At 67.7% G+C, this 18,798-nt stretch carries 19 protein-coding genes, 1 other RNA gene and 1 pseudogene; 9 read left to right on the forward strand and 12 right to left on the reverse strand.

Translation table 11 applies throughout. The features are described 5' to 3' along the window. Positions 1 to 77: 77 nt before the first annotated feature. A complete protein-coding gene (locus PPZ50_RS02225) occupies positions 78 to 368 on the forward strand; it encodes a chorismate mutase (protein WP_066692442.1) in 291 nt (96 codons plus the stop codon). After that, on the forward strand, positions 365 to 1,474 hold the full coding sequence (locus PPZ50_RS02230; RefSeq protein WP_066692444.1) for a glycosidase: 1,110 nt from the start codon (positions 365 to 367) through the stop codon (positions 1,472 to 1,474). Before PPZ50_RS02225 ends, PPZ50_RS02230 begins: the two co-directional genes overlap by 4 nt. Positions 1,475 to 1,658: 184 nt before the next feature. On the opposite strand, the gene PPZ50_RS02235 is transcribed toward PPZ50_RS02230, so the two are convergent. Continuing rightward, the gene (locus tag PPZ50_RS02235) at positions 1,659 to 2,432 is read right to left on the reverse strand and encodes a TSUP family transporter (protein ID WP_066692445.1); all 774 of its coding nucleotides are present in this window, start codon (positions 2,430 to 2,432) and stop codon (positions 1,659 to 1,661) included. Positions 2,433 to 2,683: 251 nt separating this feature from the next. After that, positions 2,684 to 3,054: a transfer-messenger RNA gene (ssrA, locus tag PPZ50_RS02240) on the reverse strand. A gap of 44 nt (positions 3,055 to 3,098) precedes the next feature. Here ssrA and PPZ50_RS02245 point away from each other — a divergent pair. Next, on the forward strand, positions 3,099 to 3,530 hold the full coding sequence (locus PPZ50_RS02245; protein ID WP_055759141.1) for an RrF2 family transcriptional regulator: 432 nt from the start codon (positions 3,099 to 3,101) through the stop codon (positions 3,528 to 3,530). A 90-nt stretch (positions 3,531 to 3,620) separates the two neighbouring features. On the opposite strand, the gene mscL is transcribed toward PPZ50_RS02245, so the two are convergent. Beyond that, positions 3,621 to 4,082: a large conductance mechanosensitive channel protein MscL gene (mscL, locus tag PPZ50_RS02250; RefSeq protein WP_066692448.1), complete on the reverse strand. Its 462-nt coding sequence runs from the start codon at positions 4,080 to 4,082 to the stop codon at positions 3,621 to 3,623. Between the two features lie 85 nt (positions 4,083 to 4,167). On the opposite strand from mscL, the gene PPZ50_RS02255 reads away from it, so the two are divergent. The 4 genes and pseudogenes from PPZ50_RS02255 (at position 4,168) to PPZ50_RS02270 (ending at position 6,667) form a co-directional block, all read left to right on the forward strand. Then, a complete protein-coding gene (locus tag PPZ50_RS02255) occupies positions 4,168 to 4,752 on the forward strand; it encodes a LemA family protein (protein ID WP_420038510.1) in 585 nt (194 codons plus the stop codon). Between the two features lie 11 nt (positions 4,753 to 4,763). Beyond that, positions 4,764 to 5,180, forward strand: a pseudogene (locus PPZ50_RS18875) (TPM domain-containing protein); the annotation flags it as partial. 297 nt (positions 5,181 to 5,477) lie between these two features. Beyond that, a complete protein-coding gene (locus PPZ50_RS02265) occupies positions 5,478 to 6,146 on the forward strand; it encodes a TPM domain-containing protein (protein WP_084401704.1) in 669 nt (222 codons plus the stop codon). After that, positions 6,143 to 6,667 (forward strand): NUDIX hydrolase, encoded by a 525-nt coding sequence (locus tag PPZ50_RS02270; RefSeq protein WP_066692456.1) that lies wholly within the window; start codon positions 6,143 to 6,145, stop codon positions 6,665 to 6,667. The genes PPZ50_RS02265 and PPZ50_RS02270 overlap by 4 nt, the downstream gene beginning before the upstream one ends. Positions 6,668 to 6,997: 330 nt before the next feature. On the opposite strand, the gene PPZ50_RS02275 is transcribed toward PPZ50_RS02270, so the two are convergent. From PPZ50_RS02275 to PPZ50_RS02315, 9 genes are all read right to left on the reverse strand, one after another. Further along, positions 6,998 to 7,768 carry a class I SAM-dependent methyltransferase gene (locus PPZ50_RS02275; protein WP_272815698.1) on the reverse strand — a complete coding sequence of 257 codons (771 nt, stop codon included), beginning with the start codon at positions 7,766 to 7,768 and terminating at the stop codon, positions 6,998 to 7,000. Beyond that, positions 7,758 to 8,885 (reverse strand): peptide chain release factor 2, encoded by a 1,128-nt coding sequence (gene prfB, locus PPZ50_RS02280; RefSeq protein ID WP_066692462.1) that lies wholly within the window; start codon positions 8,883 to 8,885, stop codon positions 7,758 to 7,760. The genes PPZ50_RS02275 and prfB overlap by 11 nt, the downstream gene beginning before the upstream one ends. Positions 8,886 to 8,941: 56 nt before the next feature. Next, entirely contained in the window at positions 8,942 to 11,461 is a 2,520-nt protein-coding gene (locus PPZ50_RS02285) for a penicillin-binding protein 1A (RefSeq protein WP_066692465.1), read from the reverse strand. Between the two features lie 166 nt (positions 11,462 to 11,627). After that, complete coding sequence (locus PPZ50_RS02290; protein WP_066692467.1) at positions 11,628 to 11,993, reverse strand: MerR family transcriptional regulator; 366 nt, start codon at positions 11,991 to 11,993, stop codon at positions 11,628 to 11,630. Between the two features lie 10 nt (positions 11,994 to 12,003). Continuing rightward, positions 12,004 to 12,303: an integration host factor subunit alpha gene (locus PPZ50_RS02295; protein ID WP_066692468.1), complete on the reverse strand. Its 300-nt coding sequence runs from the start codon at positions 12,301 to 12,303 to the stop codon at positions 12,004 to 12,006. A 72-nt stretch (positions 12,304 to 12,375) separates the two neighbouring features. Next, positions 12,376 to 13,338, reverse strand: a complete 963-nt coding sequence (locus PPZ50_RS02300; protein ID WP_066692470.1) for a beta-ketoacyl-ACP synthase III — start codon at positions 13,336 to 13,338, stop codon at positions 12,376 to 12,378. Further along, entirely contained in the window at positions 13,335 to 14,366 is a 1,032-nt protein-coding gene (plsX, locus tag PPZ50_RS02305; RefSeq protein ID WP_066692471.1) for a phosphate acyltransferase PlsX, read from the reverse strand. The genes PPZ50_RS02300 and plsX overlap by 4 nt, the downstream gene beginning before the upstream one ends. Before the next feature lie 27 nt (positions 14,367 to 14,393). Beyond that, on the reverse strand, positions 14,394 to 14,573 hold the full coding sequence (gene rpmF, locus PPZ50_RS02310) for a 50S ribosomal protein L32 (RefSeq protein WP_066692472.1): 180 nt from the start codon (positions 14,571 to 14,573) through the stop codon (positions 14,394 to 14,396). A gap of 293 nt (positions 14,574 to 14,866) precedes the next feature. Then, positions 14,867 to 15,526 (reverse strand): MBL fold metallo-hydrolase, encoded by a 660-nt coding sequence (locus PPZ50_RS02315; RefSeq protein ID WP_066692474.1) that lies wholly within the window; start codon positions 15,524 to 15,526, stop codon positions 14,867 to 14,869. 219 nt (positions 15,527 to 15,745) lie between these two features. Here PPZ50_RS02315 and pabB point away from each other — a divergent pair, with 219 nt between their 5' ends. Further along, positions 15,746 to 17,500 carry an aminodeoxychorismate synthase component I gene (gene pabB / locus PPZ50_RS02320; RefSeq protein WP_198158591.1) on the forward strand — a complete coding sequence of 585 codons (1,755 nt, stop codon included), beginning with the start codon at positions 15,746 to 15,748 and terminating at the stop codon, positions 17,498 to 17,500. Positions 17,501 to 17,539: 39 nt separating this feature from the next. Next, positions 17,540 to 18,739 carry a pyridoxal phosphate-dependent aminotransferase gene (locus PPZ50_RS02325; protein WP_066692477.1) on the forward strand — a complete coding sequence of 400 codons (1,200 nt, stop codon included), beginning with the start codon at positions 17,540 to 17,542 and terminating at the stop codon, positions 18,737 to 18,739. Positions 18,740 to 18,798 lie beyond the last annotated feature (59 nt).

Genomic DNA, 18,798 nt, shown 5'->3' on the forward strand with positions numbered 1-18,798 from the left:
CGAACGCAAGGGAAAGGCGGGGTTGCGCCGCCCGTCCCGTCGCGCGAAAGGGGCGGCACGAACCGGAAGAGGACGCCATGGCCGACGCGACGCTGCAACGATTCCGCCAGAGCATCGACAATATCGATGCCGCGCTGGTGTTCCTGCTGGCCGAACGGTTCAAGGTGACGCAGGCGGTCGGCGAGTACAAGGCCGAGAACGGCCTGCCCCCGGCCGATCCCGGGCGCGAGGAAGCGCAGATCGCACGGTTGCGGTCGCTGGCGCGCGATGCCGATCTCGACCCCGAATTTTCCGAGAAATTCCTGCGCTTCATCATCGACGAGGTGATTCGGCATCACCGATCGCTGCAGGACGGGGACGCGGCGTGAGCGACGACCGGATCGTTTTTGCGCCGGACGATGTCGATCTCACCCGTTCGCCGCTGCGGCGCGACCTGTCCGAGCCGACCTATGTGCTGGGTGCGTTCAACCCGGCGCTGACGCGGTTGCCCAGCGGCAATCTGCTGCTGCTGGTGCGGGTGGCGGAGGCGTTGCGCGAACCGGTGCGCCATGGCTGCGTGCGATCGATCCGCTGGACGGGCGGGCGCTATGTGCTCGACGCGTTTCCGGCCGATGCGGCGGATGTCAGCGATCCGCGGTTCTTTTCCTTGAAGGGCGGGGCCTATCCGTTCCTCGGGCTCACCTCGCTGTCATGGCTGTTGCCGGTCGAGCTGTCGGCGGACGGGCAGCGGGTGGTGGCGGTCCATTACGACCGCGCGGTCGAGCCGTCGGCGGACTATGCCCAGTACGGCGTCGAGGACCCGCGCATCGTGGCGATCGACGGCACGTACTGGATGACGGTGTGCGGCGTGTCGGGCGGGCGGCTGTGTACGGTGATGTACCGGTCGGACGACGGCTTTGCCTGGCGGTCGCAGGGGATCGTGCTCGACCATGGCAACAAGGACATGGTGCCGTTCGAGGGGCGGGTCGGCGACCGGTTCGTGTCGCTCACCCGGCCGCTGTCGGATGCGTGGTTCGTCGCAGCGCCCGATGGCGCGGAAGGGAGCGGACCGAGCATCAACCTCGCGACCTCCCCCGACATGCTGCACTGGCGGCCTTTGGCGGAACCGGCTTTGCGGCCGTTGAAGGGCGCGGCGGCGTATAAGCTGGGCGGCGGGACCCCGCCGGTGCGGACGAAGCGCGGGTGGATGATGCTGTATCACGGCGTCGAGAAACAGGGCGCGGTCGGGGTGTATCGGACGTACCGGGCGTTGATCGATGCCGAGGCTCGCGAGGTGCGGGAGCGGGACGAGACGCGGCCGGTGCTGGAGGCGGCGTCCGCGTTGATCGCGCCGATCGCGCATCAGGCGTATCTGCCGCAGCCGGTGGTGTTCACGACGGGAATCGTGGCGGATGGCGAGGACTGGATCGTGGCGTCGGGCGAGGCGGATCTGGCGTGTCGGTTGACGCGGGTGGCTGGCGCGCGGTTGGACTGAGCGCCCTGCCCCTGCCCCTTCCCCGTTATCCCCACCCCGTTTGCTTCGAGCGCAGGTTCGAGCCTGTCGAGAACCGAAGTCGAGAAGGGGCTGCCCCAAACGAGCAAGTTCTCGACGGACGCTTCTCGACAAGCTCGAAGCTGCTCGAACCGAACGGGGTGGGATGAAGGGGTGGTGTGTGAGGTCAGATCCCCAACCACACCCGCAGCGGATTGGCCGGGTCGGCCACCAGCTTCACCGTCAGCGCCAGCGACACCACCACCAGCAGCGGGCGGATCGCCCTGCCCCCGAACCGGATCGCCAGCGCCGCGCCGAGTTGTCCGCCGGCCACGCTCGCCACCGCCATCGACAGCCCCAGTACCCACCACACATGGCCGCCCGCGACCAGTACGATGACGCCGGCGAGATTGCTGGCGAGGTTCAGCAGCTTGGTATGCCCGACCGCCCGCGTCGCGCCCATGCCGGCGGCAGTGACGAGCAGCAGGGTGAAGAAGGAGCCGGTGCCGGGACCGAAGAACCCGTCATAGGTGCCGATCGCCGCCACCGCGAGCAGCAGCCCGGCGGGCGCGAGGCGGGTGTGGGTGTCGACGTCCGACAGGCGCGGGCCGAACAGGAAATACAGCGCCATCGCGACCAGCAGCACCGGCAGCAGCCCGGCAAGGAACTGCGGGTCGATCGCCTGCACCAGCGCCGCGCCGACCGCCGCGCCACCGAACGAGGCGAGCGCCAACCGCCACGAGCGGCGCAGGTCGATATGCCCCTTGCGCCAGAAGGCGAAGGTCGCGCCGGCGGTGCCGAACGCGCTTTGCAGCTTGTTGGTGCCGAGCGCCATGACCGGCGGCACGCCGGCGGCGAGCAGCGCGGGGATGGTGATGAGCCCGCCCCCGCCCGCCATCGCGTCGATGGTGCCGGCGCAGAAGGCGACCAGCATGAGCAGGGCGATGAGGTCGATGTCCATGGGGTGCGCGTAGCGGGGAAGGCGGCTGCGGGGAACCTCCCGGCTAGCCCTTATCCTTTCGTCACTCCCGCGAAGGCGGGAGTCCATAGACGCTGCCGCCGCGGCTCCATCGCCGACCTCGGCGTGTATGGATTCCCGCCTGCGCGGGAATGACGATGATGGGAAGGCCCGCCCGGTCGACAAGGCGACATACCCGGTCAGAGAATGGGATCAGTGGGGAGCTTCTGTTGCCCGGTGCTCCCCGTACCGCTGGAATCCGATTCTGTTGCCCGGTTCGGTCCAACCGCGCTATTTTGGAGTAACTTCAGGCCGTGAGGCCCTTAGTTACGCCGCAATCGCGAGTGCTTCGTTATCGTTGGCACTTGTGTGTATGGGCCGTTGCGGTGGTCCCATTCCGAACGAAAACAGCGCTTTTCAACACACGTCGATCCTGGTTCGGCCCCATCAGCTGAGCCGCTGGGTCGGCACGCTTCACGCGTGTCGACCATCCGGCGCAGGTGGTGGAGCCGCCGGGTACTGCCCCCGGGTCCGCTGCGTCTATTGCACGCCGCCATTTATCGTCATAGCCGGCTGGAAGCCGGCGAGAGGGGATATAGGCGCTTGTCCCGGCTTTGAAAAGAAGCGGACTTCCCTTGCGCGCGATGCGGTGGCATGGGCGACAGGATCATGCTGACCCAGCGTTCCCGCTATGCGCTGCGCGCGATGCTGTTCCTTGCCGAACAGCCGGCGGGCGAGGCCCCGATGCCGATGCACCGCATCGCCACCGCCGCGAACGTGCCGCGCAAGTTCCTCGAACTGATCCTCGCCGACCTGCGCGAGGCGGGGTTCCTGTCGTCGACGCGCGGCAAGGCGGGGGGCTATCACCTCGCGCGGCCAGCGCACCTGATTTCGCTGGGCGAGATCATCCGCGTGATCGAAGGGCCGCTGGCGCTGGTGCCCTGCGTCAGCCGCACCGCGTACCGCCCGTGCGGCGACTGCAAGGACGAGGCGAGCTGCGCCATCCGTCATGCGATGGCGCGGGTACGGGACGAGACGGCACGAATCCTCGACGGGACCAGCCTGGCGGCAGCGGCGGCGCAGGAGCTGGCGGCGGCATAAGCGTATCCCCGCGCAGGCGGGGATCCAGGGTTACAGGCGGCGAGCGTCGCTTTCTTGGCTCTGGACCCCCGCCTGCGCGGGGGTACGGCATCATTCCGACAGCGTCTTGCCCGCGCGCAATTCGTCGCGGATTTCGCGCAGCAGCGCGATTTCGGGCGGGTCGGCGGCGGGGGTGACGTCGCCGGTCTTCTGTTCCTGATGCACCGTCGCGATGGCACGGTTCACGAACTTGACCAGCAGGAACACGATGAAAGCGAGGATGACGAAATTGATCACCACGCTGACGAACTGGCCGTAGCCGAACAGCGGCACGCCAGCGGCCTTCAGCGCGCTATAGCTGTCCGGGCTACCCTTATAGGTCGCCGGGATCGGGCCGAGCTTGATGAAATAGCTCGAAAAATCGAACCCGCCGAAGATGTAGCCGATCACCGGCATGATGATGTCGTCGGTCAGCGATTTGGTGATCGTGCCGAACGCCGCGCCGATGATGACCCCGACCGCGAGGTCGAGCACGTTGCCGCGCGCGACGAACGTGCGAAATTCCTTGAGCATGGACCTGGCCCTCCCGTCTCTGCTTGAGGGTGGCATAGTGCTTCGATACCATGGTGCCAGGCAAGCACCGGACAGGATGATATACATGCGGCGGGCGATGGTGGTGATGATGGCGGTGCCGCTGGCGGCATGCGGCGTGAACAGCGTGCCGACCGCCGAGGAAGAGGTGAACGCCCGGTGGGGCGAGGTGCAGAACCAGTATCAGCGCCGTGCCGACCTGATCCCCAACCTCGTCGCGACGGTGAAGGGATTCGCCGGACAGGAGGAACGCGTGCTGACGCAGGTGACGCAAGCGCGCGCGAACGCGACGTCGATCAACGTCACCACCGACGACCTGTCCGACCCGGCGACGTTCCAGCGGTTCCAGGCGGCACAGAACCAGCTGACCCAGGCGCTGGGCCAGTTGCGCACGGTGGTCGAGGCGTATCCACAGCTGACCAGCAACCAGAATTTCCTGTCGCTGCAATCGCAGCTGGAGGGTACCGAGAACCGCATCGCGATCGCCCGGCGCGATTATAACGAGGCGGTGCAGGCATATAACACCCGCATCCGCACCTTCCCCGACGCGGTCGGCGCGCGCATCTTCTATGGCGCCAAGCCCAAGCAGAGCTTTCAGGCGCAGGCCGGGGCGGAGGTCGCGCCGCAGGTCAATTTCGGCAATTCGAACTGACGCGCGGCCCGATGCGGCGCCTGTTGATCTGCCTGTGGATAAGTTTGTGGACAGTCTGCGCACTGCCCGCCGCCGCGCAGACATTTCCGAAGTTCACCGGGCTGGTCGTCGACGATGCCAACGTCCTGCCGGCGGAAACTCGCGCCGACCTTACGCAGAAATTGCTGGTTTTACAGAAGGATACCAAGCGGCAGTTCGTCGTGGCGACGATCGGCGACACCCAAGGCTATCCGCTGGAGGAGTATGGCTATCGGCTGGGCCGAGCCTGGGGCGTGGGCCTCAAGGATGTGGATAACGGCGCGATCCTGTTCATTGCGCCGAACAATCCCGCGGGGCAACGCGGACCGCGGCTGGAGGTCGGTTATGGCCTCGAACCGATCCTGACCGACGCGATATCGAGTGCGATCATCCAGCAGCAGATGATGCCGAAGCTGAAGGACGGCGACGTGCCCGGCGCGATGACCGCCGGAGCGGATGCGGTGATCGCGCAATTGCGGCTGAGCCCCGAGGAAGCGCAGGCGCGGGTCGATGCCGCGGCGGCGGCGTTCGACCGGGGCCGGCGTCAGCAGCCACGATCGGGCGGGAGCGGCCTGCCGACCGGCGCGATCTTCTTCATCGCGATCGGGGTCATCATCTTCTGCATGCTGGTCTTTTCGGGACGGCGGCGGCTTTACCGGTGGCGGCGGCGGATCGTTCGGCGGCGGCGGCGCTTCCGGGAATTGGTGATGCACCTGAACGATACCGACCGGGCGCGCATCCGCGATGCGGTGGCGCAGGCCGAATCGGCGACCGAGGGCGAGATCGTCGTCGTGCTCGCCCGGCGGTCCGACGCCTATCATGATGTAGGGCTGCACATGGCGGTGCTGGCGATGCTGCTGGTGCTGGTCGGCACCGCATTGTGGCCGGGCTGGCTGCTCGCCTTTCATGCTTGGGTCGAGCCGTGGGGCGATGCCCCTACCCCGCTGTTCCTGCTGTCGACACTGGCGTGGGTGCAGGGCGCGGTGTTCCTGATCGTGCGCTATGGCTGTGCGTGGATGCCGCTCCGCATGGCGCTGACCCCGGCGGCGACCAAGGCGCGGCGGGTCCATGCGCGCGCGCTGCTGCTGTTCCGTGCCGCCGCCGAACGCCGCACGGTCGCGGCGACGGGCGTGCTGCTGTACCTGTCGCTCGACGAACATCGCGCCGAACTGATCGCCGAGGCCGCGATTCACGACCGGGTCGATCCGGCACTATGGGGCGATGCGCTGGCGGCGTTGCTGGTGGCGTTGAAGCAGGACCGGCCGGCCGACGGGATCGTCGCGGCGGTGGGCGCGATCGGCGCGGTGCTCGCCGAACATTTTCCGACAGGAGCCAGACCGATGAACGAACTTCCCGACCGGTTGATCGAACTATGATCGATGCCGATGCCCCCGAAGAGGTGATGTGGGCCGGGCGCTTCATCACCGCGAAGAAGCGTGGCCGCTGGGAATATGTCGGGCGCGCGAACGGGATCGGCGCGGCGGTGATCGTCGCGATCGATGACGGCCATGTGCTGCTGGTCGAGCAATATCGCGTGCCGCTGGGGCGCAACTGCATCGAACTGCCCGCCGGACTGGTCGGCGACGATGCGGCGGGCGAAGCGGCGGCGGTGGCGGCGACGCGCGAGCTGGAGGAGGAGACCGGCTATCGCGCAGGGTCGATGGTGCCGCTTGGCGAATATCATTCGTCGCCGGGGATGGTGTCGGAGAGTTTCACGCTGTTTCGCGCCGGTGATCTGGTGAAGGTCGGTGAGGGTGGCGGGGTGCCCGGCGAGGATATCGTCGTGCATCGGGTGCCGCTGGAGGGCGTGGCCGGGTTCGTGGCCGGGCAGCGGGCGGCGGGCAAGGCGGTCGATGTGAAGTTGTTGCTGTTGTTGGCGCCGGTTCTGTTGGGGTGAGTTTCAGGCGAAGGTTAGCCCGGGGTACTACCCGTCACTCCGGACTTGATCCGGGGCGACGCTTTTTGGACTGGCGATTGTAGAAGGAAGAAGCGGGACCCCGGGTCAAGCCCGGGGTGACGGGTGGGGTTGGGGTTGGAACCCACACGCCGTTTGCGCTGCCTCGATCCCGTCTCCGTCCCCTACGCCCTCCGTTTGCTTCGAGCGGAGGTTCGAGCCTGTCGAGAACCGTAGTCGAGAAGGGGTGCCCCGAGAAACGCGTTCTCGACGGACGCTTCTCGACAGGCTCGAAGCTGCTCGAACCGAACGGGGGGCGTGGGAACCGGCCGGTCAGCCCTTGTGGGTGCCGCTGGGACCCGCACTCGGCGTGGGCGTCGGCACCCGGCAGGGCACGATATTCTTCGGCTCCGGTCGCGGGCCTTCGGGGGTGAACATCGCGATATAGCCGCCGGCCGAGGGCATCTTCTGCAGCTCGACCATCCGGTAGCCGACCGCCTCGAACTCGCATTTCAGCAGCGCAGGCGGGGTGCCGTGATTCTGGGTGCGGCGGTCGGCGTCGACCACCACCACGCGCCCGCCGGGGCGCAGCGAGGGGCGCAGGTTCCACAGGAAGGCGTAGGGCTCGGCGATCTCGTGGTACATGTGGACCATCAGCACCCGGTCGAAGCTGTCGACCGGCAGCTTGGCATCGTCGGGTTCGCCCAGCCGGACGCTGACATTGTCGAGGCGTTCGCGCGCGACCCGGTGCGCCAGCGCGTCGCGGATCTGCGGGATGATGTCCTCGGCCAGCACGCGGCCGTCGTCGCCGACCCGCTGTGCCAGGCGGATGGTGTAATAGCCCTCGCCCGCGCCGATATCGGCGACGGTCATGCCTGGCGCGATGCCGGCCTTGTCCATCACCAGCTCGGCCTCGTTCAGCCGGTCGCGCGCTTCCTCGGTCGACCAGCGCGCCGACACGATCGTCGCCACGGGCCGGTCGGCCTTGGGAAAGTCCGGCTTGTCCTCCCGCTGCGCATTGGCGATCGGGTTCGGCTGCGTCGCGTCGCAGCCGGCCAGAATCAGCAGCGCGGGGAGGACGGCGCGGTGCATCTCAGTCGACATCCTCGACATCGACCTTCTCGCCCGTGACCCGTTGCGACAGCGCCGCCGCCATGAACGGGTCGAGCGCACCGTCCAGCACGTCGCCGGGCGCGGTCGAGACGACGCCGGTGCGCAGGTCCTTCACCATCTGATAGGGTTGCAGGACATAGGAGCGGATCTGGTGGCCCCAGCCGATATCGGTCTTGGTCGCGTTCTCGGCATTGGCCTCCGCCTCGCGGATCGCCAGCTCGCGCTCATACAGGCGGGCGCGCAGCTGGTTATAGGCCTCGGCCTTGTTCTTGTGCTGCGACCGCTGGTTCTGGCACTGCACCACGATGCCGGTCGGGATATGGGTGATGCGCACCGCCGAATCGGTGGTGTTGATGTGCTGCCCGCCGGCGCCCGACGCGCGATAGGTGTCGATGCGCAGGTCGCTTTCGTTATACTCGACCTCGATATTGTCGTCGATCACCGGATAGACCCAGACGGACGCGAACGAGGTGTGGCGCCGTGCCGCGCTGTCATAGGGGCTGATGCGGACGAGGCGGTGGACGCCGCCCTCGGTCTTGGCGAAACCGTACGCGTTCTCGCCCTTCAGCAGCAGCGTCGCCGACTTGATGCCCGCCTGTTCGCCCGAATGCTGGTCGACCAGCTCGACCTTCAGCCCGCGGCGTTCGGCCCAGCGGGTGTACATGCGTTGCAGCATGCCGGCCCAGTCCTGGCTCTCCGTCCCGCCGGCACCGGCGTTGATCTCGATATAGGTGTCGTTGGCATCGGCCTCGCCCGACAGCAGCGCCTGCACCTTGTCGTGATCGGCACGCTTCGCGAGTTCGGCGAGGTTGGCGACGCCTTCGTCGGCCATCTCGGCATCGCCCTCGGCCTCGGCCATCTCGATCAGTTCGACCGTGTCGGACAGCTCACGCTCGATGGTGCGGGTGGCGGTGATCGCCTCGTCCAGCCGGCGGCGTTCGCGCATCACTTCCTGCGCGGCCTTGGGATCGTTCCACAATGCCTGGTCCTCGACGCGCGCGTTCAGCTCGTCCAACCGGCGCAGCGCGCGGTCCCAATCGAGGAAGCGGCGCAGCAGCGCGAGGGCATCGTTGATCTTGTCTACATGGGCTTGCGCTTCGGCGCGCATGGGGGAAACTCCGGAAAAACGTCATCAGGGGGAATGCCGCCGATATAGGGCGCGCGCTAGTAGATTCCCCCTTCGCGTTGCAAGAAGTCGCTGTCGCGCGGTTGCGCCTGTCGTTGGACCGGCGCGGCGCGGGTCGGGTCGCGGGTGACGGGCGCGCGCGCCTCGCCCAGCCGGCCGGTGGCGCGGCGCGCCTCCGTCTCGGGCTTGAACGCTTCCCAGATGATGCCGGCCTTGGGGTCGGTCGTCGGCCAGCCGCCATAGACCGGACGGCCGCTGGCGCGGTCGATGCGGACCATGCGGATGCCGGCGGGCGCGCGGAACGGCAGCACCTCCATGTCCTTGTACGCCTTGACCGCGAAGCTCTTGTAGATCGGCGCGGCGATCGTGCCGCCCTGCGCATAGCCGCCCAGATTGCGCGGCGTGTCGAAGCCCAGATACAGGCCGGCGATCATCTGCGGCGTGCCGCCGACGAACCATACGTCGGTGGGACCGGTCGAGGTGCCGGTCTTGCCCATGATCGGGCGGCCGAGATCGCGCAGGGTGGTCGCCGTGCCGCGCTGGATCACCCCCTCCATGATGTGCACCATCTGGTAGGCGCTCATCGCGTCCATGATCTGGCGCGACTTGATCTGCGGACGCGGCATCGGCTTGCCGTCCCAGTCGGGCGCGTTGCAGCCGTCGCAGGCGCGCCAGTTTTCGGGCAGGATCACCTTGCCGCGCCGGTCCTGCACGAAATCGATCACGGTGGGTTTGAGCTCGCGGCCCTGATTGGCGAGGATCGAGTACGCATTGACCATGCGCATGACCGTCGTCTCGCCCGCGCCCAGCGCATAAGAGAGGTACGGCGGGAACTTGGTGTCGCTGACGCCGACGCGCTGGATCAGGTCGTTGACCTTGTCCATGCCGGTCTGTGCGGCGGCGCGCACCGTCATCAGGTTGCGCGACTGTTCGACGCCCCAGCGCATGGTGTGCGGCCCGGCGCCGCCGCCGCCGAAGTTGCGGAAGCATTTCTGGCCCAGCCGCCCGCCCTGGTTCACGCAGAACGGGCCGTCGACGATGATCGAGGCCGGGGTCATCCCCGCCTCCAGCGCGGCGGCATAGACGATCGGCTTGATGGTCGATCCGGGCTGGCGCATCGCCTGGGTCGCGCGGTTGAACGACTGGATGCGGCTGTCGAAGCCGCCCTGCATGGCGAGGATGCGGCCGGTGCGCGGGTCCTCGACCACCATGCCGCCCGACACGCGCGGGACCGAGCGCAACGACCACTGGCTGCCGGCAGGGGCCACTGCGAGGATGTCGCCGGGCAGGATCGCGGCGAAGGCGGTGCCGCCCTGCCCCCGGACCGGCATCACCGCATTGCCGCGCGGCAGGACGCCGGTGCGCCCGTCGGCGAAACCGATCCGCGCCTCGCCGCCATCCTTGGCGATGACGATGGCGGCCTGCCAGTCCTGATAATCGATGGCGATGTTGGTGTTAAGCAACGCCGACTGCCAATTGTCCTCGTCGACCTCCAGCCGCGGCTTGTTGAGCGGGCCGGACCAGCCACGCCCCGAATCGAAGCGGATCAGGCCTGAACGCAGCGCGTCCTGCGCATCCTGCTGAATCTTCGGGTCGAGCGAGGTGCGCACCCACAGCCCGCCGGCATAGACGCTGTGCGGACCGTCCTTCGCATTCTCGCCGAACCGGTCGAGCAGCTGGCGGCGCACTTCCTCGATGAAGTAGCCGCCGGCGGTTTCCTGTCGCGGGGTCTGGCGCGGGATGGTGCCGAGCGGTTGGGCGACCGCCGCCGCACGCTGGGCCGGCGTGATGAAGCCGTTGCGCTCCATTTCGCCCAGCACCCAGTTGCGCCGGGCGATCGCGCGATCATAGCCACGTTCGGGGGTGTAATTGGACGGCCCCTTGGGCAGGATCGCCAGATAGGCCATTTGCGGCAGCGTCAGCTCGCGCAGTTCCTTGCCGAAATAGGCGTGGCTCGCCGCCTCGACGCCGAACGCGTTCCGGCCGAGCGCGATCTGGTTGAGATAGAGTTCGAGGATCTGCTGCTTGGTCAGCGCGCTTTCGATGCGATAGGCGAGCAACGCCTCCTTCGCCTTGCGGACATAGCTGACCTCGTTGGTCAGCAGCAGGTTCTTCGCCACCTGTTGCGTGATGGTCGACGCGCCGATCGGGCGGCCGCTGCGCGTCAGGTTGGTGAAGACCGCCGCCGCGATGCCGGGATAATCGACGCCGTGATGTTCGAAGAAGGTGCGATCTTCCGCCGCCAGGAACGCGCGGACCAGCAGCGGGGGATATTCGGCATAGGACAGCTGCACGCGGCGTTCGCGGGCATAGCTGTGGATCGGATCGCCCTCGATCCCCCGGACATTGGTCGGCAGCGGCGGTTCATAGGCGCGCAGCGAATCGACCGAGGGCAGCGTGCGCCACAGCAACAGCCAGATCAGGAACACGCCGATCCCGGCCAGCAGGAACGCGAAGGCCGGCAGGCGGAACCACCACCGCCGCCGGATACGGGCGAAACGGGCGCGCCAGCCTGGGCGGGCGGCGTCGGGAGTGGCTTCGGTGTCGGATACGCTCATCGCCCGCGCGGTTTAGCAGGTTTGGGCGTGGGGGAAAGCGGGGCGTTTCTTGGGCCTCGCCCCGGATACGTCATCCCAGCGAAGGCTGGGATCTCCCGGTTGTAGCATGGGACAGGAGCCGATGGAGGCCCCAGCCTGCGCTGGGGCGACGTGTGTGGCGAGAAAGCTACCGCCCCGCCCCATCCGCCACCAGCGCGTCGGACAACAACGCCCGGATGGCACGCAGTTCGGTGATGCGCGCTGCGCGGCGTGGCGCCGGGGCGACCGGCAGCGGGGCCTTGGCCTCCTGCGCCAGCAATTGCTGCACGCCGCGCACGGTATAGCCCTGTTCGCCCAGCAGGCCGTGAATGCGACGCAGCAGCGCCACATCCTCCGGCCGGTAATGGCGGCGGTCGCCGGCGCGGGTCAGCGGCTTGATCTGCGGGAAGCGCCCTTCCCAATAGCGCAGCTTGTGCTGCGGCACCCCCAGTTCGCGCGCGACCTCACCGATCGTGCGATAGGCGCCGGCCGATTTGTCGACGGGGGGCGCCAATCGGGTCCGATCAGCCCGCCGCGACGATGCGGTCGCGCATCATCTGGCTGGCACGGAAGGTGAGCACCCGCCGCGGCGCGATCGGCACCTCGACCCCGGTCTTGGGATTGCGGCCGACGCGTTCGCCCTTGTCGCGCAGGACGAAGCTGCCGAAGCCCGAAATCTTGACGTTCTCGCCCTTGGCGAGCGCCTCGCACAGATGCCCCAGAATCTGTTCGACCACGCGCGCGGAATCGGCGCGCGACAGGCCGATTTCGCGGTGCATCTCTTCGGCAAGGTCCGCGCGGGTCAGCGTGCCATCGGTTGCCATCGGTTCTGTTCCCCTTCGAAATACGACGAACCGATAGCAGGCCGTATACGAAGATTCAAAAATACGAAAGGATTACCAACGCACTACGGCGGCGCCCCAAGTAAAGCCACCCCCCATCGCCTCCAGCACGACAATATCGCCGCGCTTGATCCGCCCGTCCTTGACCGCGACGTCGAGCGCCAGGGGAACCGAGGCTGCGGACGTGTTGGCGTGCCGGTCGACGGTGACGACCACCTTTTCAGGGGCGAGGCTCAGCTTGCGCGCGGTCGCATCGAGGATGCGGGCATTGGCCTGATGCGGCACGACCCAGTCGACATCGGCCGGGGTCAGCCCGGCGAGGTCGAGCGATTCGCCCATGACGGCGGCAAGGTTGACCACCGCATGGCGGAACACTTCCTTGCCCTTCATGCGCAGCTTGCCGACGGTGCCGGTGGTCGACGGGCCGCCATCGACGTAGAGCAGCTGGTTGTGGCGACCGTCGGCGTGGAGCCGGGTCGACAGGATGCCGCGTCCGTCCGAATCGTCCTGCGCCTCGAGCACGATCGCGCCCGCGCCGTCGCCGAACAGGACGCAGGTCGTGCGATCCTCCCAGTCGAGGATGCGGCTGAAGGTTTCGGCCCCGATCACCAGCGCGCGGCGATGGACGCCGGCCCGCAGCATCGAATCGGCGACCTGCACCGCGTAGAGGAACCCCGAACAGACCGCCGCGACGTCGAACGCGACGCAATCGTCGATGCCCAAAGCCGCCTGCACCTTGGTCGCGGTCGCCGGGAAGGTCTGGTCCGGGGTGGCGGTCGCCAGCACGATCAGGTCGATCTGTCCCGGTTCCAGCCCGGCGGCGGCGATCGCGGCGCGCGCGGCATCGGTCGCCAGCGACGAGGTCGTCTCATGCTCGGCGGCGATGTGGCGGAAACGGATGCCGGTGCGCTCGACGATCCATTCGTCGGAGGTATCGACCCGCTCGGCCAGGTCGGCGTTGGAGACGCGGTTGGCGGGGAGCGCCGATCCGGTGCCGGTGACGATCGCGCGAATCATGCTGCCTGTGCCTCGATACCGGCCAGATCGCTGGCGATGCTGCGGGTGAGGTCGTCGCGCACCATCTTGGCGGCGACCTGGATCGCGTTCGACACGCCGATCGCATTGGCGCTGCCATGGCTCTTCACCACCAGCCCGTTGAGGCCGAGGAAGACCGCGCCATTATGGTTGTTGGGGTCGAGATGGTGGCGCAGCAGCTCGGTCGCCGGCTTCGAGATCAGGAACCCGATCTTCGAGCGGACCGACGAACGGAACGCCCGCTTGAGCAGGTCGGCGACGAAGCGTGCCGTCCCCTCCGCCGTCTTCAGCGCGATATTGCCGGAAAAGCCGTCGCAGACGACGACATCGACCTGCCCGCGCGACAGGCGATCGCCCTCGATATAGCCGGTGAAGGTCATCGGCAGATGCGGCGAGGCGCGCAGCGTCGCCGCCGCTTCCCGCACGCTGTCGATGCCCTTCAGCTCCTCGGTGCCGATGTTCAGCAGCGCGACGCGGGGGGATTCGAGGTCCAATGCGGTGCGGGCATAGGCGGCGCCCATCACCGCGAACTGCACGAGGTTGCGCGCATCGCATTCGGCATTGGCGCCGAGGTCGAGCATGACGAGGTCGTTGTCGCCGAGGCTCGGCAGCAACGCCGCCAGCGCCGGCCGGTCGATGCCGGGCATGGTGCGCAGCGCGAGCTTCGCCATCGCCATCAGCGCGCCGGTATTGCCCGACGACACGGCGGCGGCGGCGCGCCCCTGCTTCACCAGGTTGATGGCGATGCCCATCGACGTGGTCTTCGCCCGGCGAATCGCCTGGCTGGGCTTGTCGGAAGAACCGACAACCTCAGGCGCGTGGACGATTTCCGACGCGGCACTGAGGTTGGGATGCGATTCGAGACCGGCGCGAATCGCCGCCTCGTCGCCGACCAGCAGGAAGCGCATCGATTCGTGGCGTCGCCGTGCATGGGCGACGCCCGCCAGCATGGTGGCAAGCCCTTCGTCACCGCCCATCGCGTCGATGGCGATCCAGGACCCGTCAGCCATGCGTGCCTTCCTGTCCGGTGGAGCGGATTACGCTTCGACCGAGACGACTTCGCGACCGTTATAATGGCCGCAAGCGGTGCACAGATTGTGCGGACGCTTCAGTTCGCCGCAGTTCGGGCATTCCTGGAACGACTCGATGCTCAGCGAGTCGTGGCTGCGACGCATACCGCGCTTCGAGGGCGTGGTCTTTCTCTTGGGAACTGCCATTTCGGCACCTTTATCACTTGGGTATCAGTTGGTTTCGCGATCAACTGACGACGCGGCCCAGGCAAGTGCCGGACCGCTTTTCCGCGACCGGCGACCCGCCGGACCGGCAGACAGGCTGGTCGCGAAGCGAACCGCGCCTATAGCGTTTTCGTGCGCGGTTGCAAGCATTGGGTTGGGTTTGGCGGCCTGCCACCGAACCGTATCCCCGCGCAGGCGGGGATCCAGAGCGCCGAACGCCGGCGTGGCGCTGCTTGTCCCTGGATCCCCGCCTGCGCGGGTATGCGATATCGCGCTTACCTGGCCAGCACCTTGTCCCCCACGAACGGGTTCGTCGCGCGTTCATTGCCGAAGGTGCTGCCCGGACCATGGCCCGGCACGAACGCGACGTCATCGCCCAGCGGCCACAGCTTGGCCACGACCGAGTCGATCAGCGCCTGATGGTCCGACAGCGGAAAGTCGGTGCGACCGATCGATCCCTGGAACAGCACGTCGCCGACCAGCGCGAATCGCGCTTCTTCGTGGAAGAAGATGACATGGCCGGGCGTATGGCCCGGTGTTTCGTACACCGCGAAGCTCGCCTCCCCCACAGTGACCGTGTCGCCTTCGACCAGCCAGCGGTCGGGTTCGAACGGGACGCCGCGCAGGCCCCAGCGCTTGCCGTCCTCGTCCAGCCGCGCGATCCAGAAGCGGTCCGCCTCGTGCGGGCCCTCGATCGGTACGCCCAGCTGTTCGGCCAGCGGCTTCGCCTCGCCGCAATGGTCGATATGGCCGTGGGTCAGGATGATCTTTTCGATAGTCACACCCTGCTGCTCGGCGGCGGCGAGCAGGCGCGGCAGGTCGCCGCCGGGATCGACGAACGCCCCGCGCATCGTCTTCGTACACCATATCAGCGTGCAATTCTGCTGGAGCGGGGTGACGGGCACGATCGCCGCGCGGATCGGGGATGGGGTCATGCCGCCGCCTTATCGTTTTCGGGCTGATCCGGCAAAGCCGGATCAGGCGGCACCGGCCCGCTCCCCCACCCGACCACCCAATCAGGATACGCTGTGGGTGGTCGGGTGGGGGAGCGGGCCGGTACCGCGTCCACGAAAGTGGAGCAGCTTTAATCCCGCGTACACAAAGCACCGTCACAATGCTTGCCCCGCGCGCGCGCAACCGGCAAGCGTGGGGGAATGTTCGACACCACCTGGCCTTTCGTGCTGTTCGACGATGCCCGGCCGGGCGGAACCGCACGGCTGTACCGTGCACCCGGCCGGATCATCCGCGCCGATCGGGTGGAGGAGGTCGCCGATGCGCTGGCGCAGGTGCAGGCGACGACGGCGGCGGGCGAGAGCGTCGCGGGCTATATGACCTACGAGGCCGGCGCCGCGCTGGTGCCGGGTGCGCCGGTGCGGGCCGGCGACGGCCCGCTGCTGTGGTTCGGCGTGTTCGACACGACGGAGACGATCGACGTCGCCACCGCCCTGCCCGATCCGGCCGGGGCGTGGATCGGATCGGTCGCGCCGGGCATCGCCGCCGATGCCTATGCCAGGCGCTGTGCCGACATTCTCGACCTGATCGCGGCGGGCGATATCTATCAGGCGAACCTGACCTTCGGGGCGCAGGTCCCGGTGGTCGGCGATCCGATGGCGCTCTATGCCGCGATTCGACCGCGCGCCGCCGCCGGGCATGGCGCGGTGGTATGGACCGGCAGCGACTGGCTGCTGTCCTTTTCGCCCGAGCTGTTCTTTTCGGTCGAACGGGGGCGGATCACCGCGCGGCCGATGAAGGGCACCGCGACGCGCGATCCCGATCCGGTGCGCGACCGCGCCGCGGCGCAGGCATTGGCAAGCGACCCCAAGCAGCGCGCCGAAAACCTGATGATCGTCGACCTGATGCGCAACGACCTGTCGCGTGTCGGCGTGGCCGGCAGCGTGCGCGTGCCCGAGCAGTTCGTCGTCGAAACCTATCCGAGCATCCACCAGCTGATCTCGTCGGTGACCGCCGATCTGGCGCCGGGTAGGCACGCGGTCGATGCGCTGGCGGCGTTGTTCCCGTGCGGATCGATCACCGGCGCGCCCAAGCGTCGCGCGATGCAGGCGATCGATGCGGTCGAACAGCGTGCACGCGGCATCTACACCGGGGCGATCGGCTGGATCGACGGCGATGGCGACGCATCGTTCAACGTCGCGATCCGCACGCTGCGCCTGCCCGCCGGCAGCGCGAACGCGACGCTGGGACTGGGATCGGGCGTCGTCGCCGATTCGGTCGCCGAGGCCGAATGGCATGAATGCCTCGCCAAGGCGCGCTTCCTCGACGTCACGCCGACGCCGATCGACCTGATCGAGACGATGGCGTTCGACCCGCATGGCGGCATGCCGCTGCTCGAGCGGCATCTGGCGCGGATGACCGAGAGCGCGCGGGCGCTGGGGTTCGCGTTCGATCGCCATGCGACGCGCAACGAATTGCAGGCGGCGACCTTCCGCTTGCGCGAAGCGTCGCGGGTGCGGCTGCTGCTGTCGCGCAGCGGGGCGATCGCGGTCGACGTGACGCCGTTGCCGCCCGCGCTGGCCGGGCCGGTCGATGTCGCGGTGGCACGCCTGCCGCTAGACCGCCGCGACCTGCGCCTCGCGCACAAGACCAGCGACCGCCGCTTCTGGCCCGCGCCGCCGCCCGGCTGTTTCGAGACGATCTTCGTCGGCGAGGATGGCGAGCTGACCGAGGGCAGCTTCACCTCGATCTTCGTCGGTGGTGGGGCACAGTTGCTGACCCCGCCGCTCGACCGGGGGCTGCTGCCCGGCGTGCTGCGCGCGGAGCTGATCGCACGGGGCGAGGCGGTCGAGATGCCGCTGACCCTCGCCGATCTTGCGCAAGGATTTTACATCGGCAACGCGGTTCGCGGATTGATTCGTGCGCGCTTGGTTGCAGATGCGAACATTGGGGCGTAAGGGCGCGTCCACCTGTTCCTTCTCAGCATCGGACGTCCCATGAAGCCCTCCGCCGCGCTCGACCGCATCAACCCGTCGCCGACCCTCGCCATCACGTCGAAGGTGCTCGAACTGAAGCGGCAGGGCGTCGACGTCATTGGCCTGGGCGCGGGCGAACCCGATTTCGACACGCCCGATTTCGTGAAGGACGCCGCGATCGAGGCGATCCGCGCCGGCAAGACCAAATATACCAATGTCGACGGCACCGTCGAGCTGAAGGACGCGATCATCGCGAAGTTCAAGCGCGACAACGGCCTGACCTATGCCGCGAACCAGATCAGCGTGAATGTCGGCGGCAAGCACACGCTGTTCAACGCGCTGGTCGCGACGGTCGATGCGGGGGACGAGGTGATCGTGCCCGCGCCCTATTGGGTCAGCTACCCCGACGTCGTGCAGTTCGCGGGCGGGACGCCGGTGTTCATCGCGGCCGGCGCCGACCAGAATTACAAGATCACCCCCGAACAGCTCGATGCCGCGATCACCGAGAAGACGAAGTGGGTCATCCTCAATTCGCCATCCAACCCGACCGGCGCGGGCTATACCCGCGACGAGCTGCGCGAACTGGGCAAGGTGCTGGAGCGGCATCCGCATGTGTGGATCTTCGCCGACGATATGTACGAGCATATCGTCTATCCCGGCTTCGAATTCGCGACGATCGCCGAGGTCAACCCGGCGCTGTACGACCGCACGCTGACGGTGAACGGCTGTTCGAAGGCCTATGCCATGACCGGCTGGCGCATCGGCTATGCTGCGGGCGCGGCATGGCTGATCAAGGCGATGGCCAAGCTGCAGTCGCAATCGACCAGCAATCCCTGTTCGATCGCGCAGGCCGCCGCCGTCGCCGCGCTGAATGGCGACCAGTCGTTCCTGGCCGAACGCAACGCCGCGTTCCAGCGGCGGCGCGACCTGGTCGTCGCCGAGCTGAATGCGATTCCCGGCATCACCTGCCCGACGCCCGAAGGCGCCTTCTATGTCTATCCCGACATCTCCGGGCTGATCGGCAAGACGACTCCGGCGGGCAAGCGGATCGACACCGACGAGGATTTCGTCGGCTATCTGCTGGAGGACGCCAGGGTCGCGGCGGTGCAGGGCGCGGCGTTCGGCCTGTCGCCCGCGATGCGGATCAGCTATGCCACGTCGGACGAACTGCTGGCCGAAGCGTGCGCCCGCATCCGGTCGGCGTGCGCCGCGCTCAAGTAATTACGCCGTAGAAACGGACTGTTAGGGCATCGTCCCTATCACCACGACAGTTGTGATAG

Origin of the sequence: Sphingomonas hankookensis (genome assembly GCF_028551275.1) — a bacterium.
In the GTDB taxonomy this organism is placed as follows: domain Bacteria; phylum Pseudomonadota; class Alphaproteobacteria; order Sphingomonadales; family Sphingomonadaceae; genus Sphingomonas; species Sphingomonas hankookensis_A.